This is a genomic window from Actinocrinis sp. (assembly GCF_035650855.1).
Classification (GTDB): Bacteria; Actinomycetota; Actinomycetes; order Streptomycetales; family Catenulisporaceae; genus Actinocrinis.
The window spans coordinates 1-5,719 of the sequence record NZ_DASRGV010000074.1 but is presented as its reverse complement, the minus strand read 5'-3'; the positions used below and the strand labels follow the sequence as shown (position 1 = coordinate 5,719).

The window sequence follows — 5,719 nt, the reverse complement described above, 5'->3', positions numbered from 1 at the left end:
GGATGGCAAGGAGGGGGGCGGGGGCGAGCAAGCCCCGGAGCCGCCGCCGTCCGGAGGCTCGGACGGAGGCAGTGGGCACAACGCCTGCCACCCTGTCCGCTGCATGTGACCTGACTGCGGAAGGCTTTTGACGAACGCGAGGGGGGCCGGCGTCATCGCGCACGCCGGCCCCACCCCTCGCGCTTCGTCCGGTCAGCGGCCGACGGGCAGCAGGCCTCTTGACCGGGGCCGAACCGCGGGCGCATGGGCCGCGCACTCGGGCTCTGCCATCAACGGCCCGGGCGGCGGTCGCCTCAGGCGGTCGTGGACGCAGTCGCCGGGTCGTTGGGGTGCCGGGTCAGCGGCGTGGTCCGCACGGTCAGCCAGGGAGCCAGCGGCAGGGCGTCCAGGATCGTTTGCAGCTCGGCGGCGTCCTCGGCGCGCCACAGCCCCAAGGCCCGCGACACGCCCGGCTGCTGTGGCAGCGCCCAGAGCCGCACCAGGTGCCCCTGGCCGGCCAGCTCGCGGGTCCGCACCGCCTCGCCGGCCACCGCCTTCTCGAAGCTCTCCTCCGGGGCCTCCTGAGCCGGGAGGGTGAACTCGGTGAAGAACTCCGGTGCCCCCGCGCCGCCGCGCACCGGCGGGTTCGGGTCGTTGCTGTGGGGCGCGAGCGCGGTGACCTCGTCGGTGCGCCAGACCCGCAGCGGCATGGCGGCCAGGACCGTTTCCAGCGCCTCGGCGTCATCGGCCGCGAACAGTCCGAGCGTGCGCCATTCGCCCGGAGCCAGCGGAGGGCGCCACAGCCGCAGCAGCCTGCCTTCGGCTGCGAGCATGCGCGAGTGGGCGGCCTCGCGGGCGCGGATCTCGTCCACTGCGCCGTCCGGGGTGCCGCCGGGAACGTGCGTGGTCATGGTGACGAGGAACTCCACGGGAGACTCTCCAGTTCGACGACGGCGTGTCAGCGCCGATGTTACGACCGGTCCGGTGCCCTCGAATGCGCGGATCGGCAGCGTCAGTTCGGTGCGGCGGTAACTTTCCGCGGGCGTGGGTAGTGCGGCGGAATGTTTGATCACTTCACGCTCGACGAGGTCGTCGTCGGCGAGGTGCGCCTGCGGGTGCGCCACGGCGGCAGCGGCCCGGCTCTCGTCCTGCTGCACGGCCATCCCCGCACGCACACGACGTGGCACGCGGTCGCTCCGCTCCTCGCGCGGGACTTCACCGTGGTCTGCCCGGACTTGCGCGGCTGCGGCGGCTCATCGAAGCCTGATAGCGATGCCTCGCATGCCCGTTCCTGAAGTCCTAGCCGGGGTCAGGTCCTAGCCGGGACCGCGGACCGCTGACCGGTCGGTTTCGTCAACCGGTACGCTGATCGTCAGGGGGGTGAGCTGCTGCGCGCCGAGCATGCGCAGTGTCCGGGCCACGACGTCGTCCGCAAGGATCTCGGTGCGGTGCCCTTGCCGGGCTGAGGCACACTGCGCGATCAGGCAGCCCGCCGTGACGTCGATCGAGCGCAACTCCCGCGCATCGATCGTCACGTCGTCGGGAACGTCGGCCAGCGCGTCGAGGAGGGCCGCGAACGCGGCGCGATTGGTGTCATCGACGCGCCCGGCCAGGTGCATGCCGCGCGGATCGTGGGTGCGGTGGAATCGCAGCTCGCTCCGGCCGGGAGTCATCGGGTGCGCTACGCACGCGGCGGTGAGGGTGGCCACATCGAAGAGGTTCCGGTCGTACTGGCAGATCGCGGCCATACGGCGATCGGCGAACACCGGATTCGCGGCGGCCTCGTACTGAAGCAGCCGCTCGGTACCCGGCACCTGCCGCAGCGCCCACGCCATGTCCACGATGACCAGCGCCCCGGCGTATCCAGCCAGCTCGGCCGCGGCCACCGCGGTGCCGAAGGCCGCCATCGTGCGTTCCGGGTCGAACCGGCCACCGGCCAGGTGCACGTGCTCGCAGGCCGTGACCTCGGCCTGGCCTGCGGTGGCGGCCTGCGCATAGCCCGGAACCCGGTCGTCAAGCCAGGCGTGCATCGCCGAGGGCGAGCAGGTCTGCGTGAACACCAGGACCTTCCGGTGCCGGGCCAGCGCCGCGTGCACGCAGCGGGCGGTCCAACGCAACTGCTCGCCAGTAGACTCAACGGGCTGACAGATGTGGTCCCCGAGATCGGGATCGGCCATCCAGTCCGGCGCCACAGCCGTCATCGCACCCCCCTGGTGTGAAACGCACCTCGAGCGCAACGGCCATGACGCATCCGGACCACGACCGTCACGTCGAGTAACTGCGATACACGCTAGCAGCGCCCCGCGAAGGCGAAAGTGGTTTCGGTAATTCGCCGCCCCCGTCGAATCAATTCCTTCGCCGGATGAATATCAGCCGGCGCCGCGTGGTGAGCGGGCGGCGAGGGCCGCGACGAACAATTCGATGGCTGACTCGAAGGACTCGATGTCGGCGTTCGCGATCAGCTGCGGGGTCAGCGCCGCCATGCGCGGGTGCGTCTCCGGGTCGACATTCGCGTGGTTCGCGGCCCATCGAGCCCGGTCCGCTTCGCGCAGTTCCTCAGGCAGGGCCAGGAAACCCGAGTCCGTCGCCGCGAACGCCAGCATCAAGTCGCCATAGGTGCGGTAGAGGCGCACCGCCTCGTCGCCGTCGAAACCGGCTCGATGCAGGATGCTGAGAATCAGCTCGATCACCCGGGCCTCGTTGGCCCGGCCGGTGGTGCGGGAGGCCACGAGCAGCGCGAGCCGGGGGTGGTCCAGGTACGCCCGGCGGCCGCGGCGGGCCAGCTCGATCAGGTCGGCCTGCCAGTCCGTACCGGGTTCGAACCCTTCGATGCCGATGCCGATCAACCGGTCGGCCAGCTCCAGGAGCAGGTCGTCCATGGTGGCGTAGTACCGGTAGATCGCCGTCGGGCTCGCGCCGAGGGCGGCGCCGAGCCGGCGCACCGAAAGCGCCTCCCCGCCGTGCTCGCCGATGAGCCGCAGCGCCGTGTCCGCGATCAAGTCGCAGGAGAGCACCAGGCCCGTCTTGGTCGCGGTCCGGCGCCTGCGCTCGCCGATGACCCGGCCGTTCCCGTTGGGTTGTGCTTGCCGCTCGGCCGCTGTCACTGCGCCGCCTTCCCGTTCCGCCGCCAGGTCCCGGTGAGATTCTAGTTACGTGAACACTGTTGACGTAACCTGTTCGCGGGAGTTTCATCTTCCCAACGCGGCGCGCCCGGTCCCCGGGCACCTCAGGGCGCCGCCCTGTGCAGGGAGGAACCCGCATGGACAGTGCTGCGCGCGGCGGCGAAGCCGGCGACGAGCGGGCCGGCCGCCCCGGCGGCGACGCGCCCGCGACCGGCTTGCGCCAGGTGCTCGGCCCGGTGGACGGCGCGATCATCGCCATGTCGAACACCGCGCCGACCTTGAGCATCGGCATCGGCATGGGCGCCATCGCCGCGATCGTCGGCGGCGCGATCCCGGCCGTGGTGCTGCTCGCCTTCCTGCCCATCCTCGGCATCGCCAGCGCGTACGCCCAGCTCAACCGGGTCGAGCGGAACCTGGGCGCGGGCTTCGTCTGGGTGCGCCGCACGCTCGGGCCCTGGCTCGGCTTCCAGAGCGGCTGGGTCACCGTGGTCGGCACCACCATCTACCTCGCCTACGGCAGCCAGGTCTGCGGCGCGATGCTGCTGGCCTTCGCGAACGAGGCGCACCTGCACAGCGTCCTCGGCCTGAGCCTCGACCCCGGCTCCGTCGCGCTCACCACGATCCTCGGGCTCGTCGTGCTGGTCGCGGTGACGTTGACCGCGATCCGCGGCGCGGACCTGTCCGCGCGGATCCAGAAGCCCATGATCGTGTTCGAGTACCTCGTGCTGGTCGGCTTCTGCGGCTACGCGCTTATCATCGGCAAGCACCACTTCAGCCTCGACTGGTTCAACCCGGCTTCGCTGCCGTCCATGAAAGTCCTCGCCGCCGGGCTGGTCGTCAGCGTCTACATCTTCTGGGGCTGGGACAGCGCGTTCTCGGTCACCGAGGAGACCCGCCACCCGCGCGACGCGGCGCGCGCCGGCTACGGCTCGCTGTGGCTGATGCTCGGGATGTTCCTGCTGGCCGCCCTCGGTTTCGAGCGGCTGTTCTCACTGGACCAGATGACGCAGAACGCCTCGACCCTGCTGCCGTACCTGGGCACCTCGCTGGCCAGGCAGCCGCTGGCCGCGCTGCCGCTGCTGGCCATCATGTTCTCCTCGATCGCCTCGCTGCAGGCCGGAGTGCTGCCCACCGCCCGCCAGACCCTCGCGATGGGACGCACCGGCACGCTCAGCCCGCTGTGGACGCGGCTGCACCCCCGGTTCGGCACGCCCGCGATCGGCACCGTGCTCATTTCCTCGATCGCCGCGCTGCTGGCCGTGCTGGGCATCGGGATCGGGACGCTGAACCAGTTCATCTCGGCCGCCGCGACCTCGGTCGGCATGCTCGTCTCGCTGTACTACGGTCTGGCCGGGCTGGCTTGCGCGGTGCGCTTCCGCGCGCAGCTGCAGGCCGGTGTCATCGCGGCGCTGCGCGCGGTGGTGCTGCCCGCCTTCAGCGCGATAGCGCTGCTGGCGCTGGGCGCATACCTCGCGTACAGCGACTGGACCTCGGTTCCGGCCTTCGCCTGGAACGCGACCAACGGCAAGTTCATCGCCGCCATCCCGGTCACCATCGTCCTGACCGGACTCGCGGCCAGCGCCTGGGCGAAGTGGGGACGGCGCGCCCCGTACTTCGACACCGCCCCCGAGCGCGCGGCAGAGGCCGAGGAGCAGATCGCGCTCACGCCCGCGCCCGCTCCCGGACCAGCCGTATGACAGCGCCCTGATTCACAGACCCCTGATCTGCAGGACCCTGATCTGCAGGACCCTGATGCCGGAGACTCCGGCCCACCGCCCGAGGAGGACCATGACCGCGCCGGCCGACCTGCTGTTCACCAACGGACCCGTCTACGAACCGGGCCGCCCGTCCAGCAGGCCCGACTCCCTCGCGGTGCGCGGCGGCGCGATCGTGGCCCGCGGCGAAGCGGCGCGGGCTCTGGCCGGGCCCGGTACGCGCGAGGTGGACCTGCGCGGCGGCCTGCTCCTGCCCGGCTTTCAGGACGCTCATGTACACGCCGTCTTCGGCGGCCTCGAACTGGGCCAGTGCGACCTGACCTCGATCACCGATCAGGACGCGCTGCTCGACCGGATCGCCGGCTACGCCGCCGAGAACTCGCGGGCGGGGTGGATCACCGGAGCGGGCTGGTCGCTGGAGTCCTTCCCCGGCGGCCTGCCCACCGCCGCACAGCTCGACCGGGTGGTGCCCGATCGGCCGGTGCTCCTGCACAACCGCGACCACCACGGCGCCTGGGTCAACAGCCGTGCGCTGGAGCTGGCGGGGATCACCGCCGCCACCCCCGATCCGGCCGACGGCCGCATCGAGCGGGATGCGCGCGGAAACCCGACCGGCATGCTTCAGGAGGGCGCGGTCGCCCTGGTCGGGCGGCTGGTTCCGGAGCTTCGGCGCGGCGATCTCGACGCGGCACTGCTGCGTGCGCAGCGACTGCTGCACTCGCTCGGCATCACCGCGTGGCAGGACGCGCTGGTCGGCGCCGCGATGGGCATGGCGGACAACTACGAGGTCTACCGCGCCGCCGCCGCGAGCGGGGCACTGACCGCGCGCGTGCGCGGCGCGCTGTGGTGGGATCGCGAACGCGGCCCGGAGCAGATCGAGGATTTGCTACTGCGGCGCGAGCG

The 5,719-nt window shown here is 71.6% G+C and carries 5 protein-coding genes and 1 pseudogene; 3 read left to right on the top strand and 3 right to left on the bottom strand.

Going from position 1 to position 5,719, the window contains the following annotated elements; translation table 11 throughout:
- Nucleotides 1–293: 293 nt before the first annotated feature.
- Nucleotides 294–908, bottom strand: coding sequence for a muconolactone Delta-isomerase family protein (locus VFB40_RS05920; RefSeq protein ID WP_324848272.1), 615 nt, complete (start codon nt 906–908; stop codon nt 294–296).
- A 132-nt stretch (nt 909–1,040) separates the two neighbouring features.
- On the opposite strand from VFB40_RS05920, the pseudogene VFB40_RS05915 reads away from it, so the two are divergent.
- Nucleotides 1,041–1,262: pseudogene (locus tag VFB40_RS05915) on the top strand (alpha/beta fold hydrolase); the annotation flags it as partial.
- 33 nt (nt 1,263–1,295) lie between these two features.
- On the opposite strand, the gene VFB40_RS05910 reads toward VFB40_RS05915, so the two are convergent.
- The gene (locus VFB40_RS05910; RefSeq protein ID WP_324848270.1) at nt 1,296–2,180 is read right to left on the bottom strand and encodes an MEDS domain-containing protein; all 885 of its coding nucleotides are present in this window, start codon (nt 2,178–2,180) and stop codon (nt 1,296–1,298) included.
- Between the two features lie 168 nt (nt 2,181–2,348).
- A complete protein-coding gene (locus tag VFB40_RS05905) occupies nt 2,349–3,083 on the bottom strand; it encodes a TetR/AcrR family transcriptional regulator (RefSeq protein ID WP_324848269.1) in 735 nt (244 codons plus the stop codon).
- Nucleotides 3,084–3,238: 155 nt separating this feature from the next.
- Between VFB40_RS05905 and VFB40_RS05900 the strand changes: the two genes are divergently transcribed.
- Both VFB40_RS05900 and VFB40_RS05895 read left to right on the top strand, forming a co-directional pair.
- Nucleotides 3,239–4,798, top strand: coding sequence for an APC family permease (locus VFB40_RS05900; RefSeq protein WP_324848268.1), 1,560 nt, complete (start codon nt 3,239–3,241; stop codon nt 4,796–4,798).
- 91 nt (nt 4,799–4,889) lie between these two features.
- Nucleotides 4,890–5,719 (top strand): amidohydrolase (locus tag VFB40_RS05895; protein ID WP_324848267.1); only part of this gene is annotated, 830 nt, incomplete at its 3' end.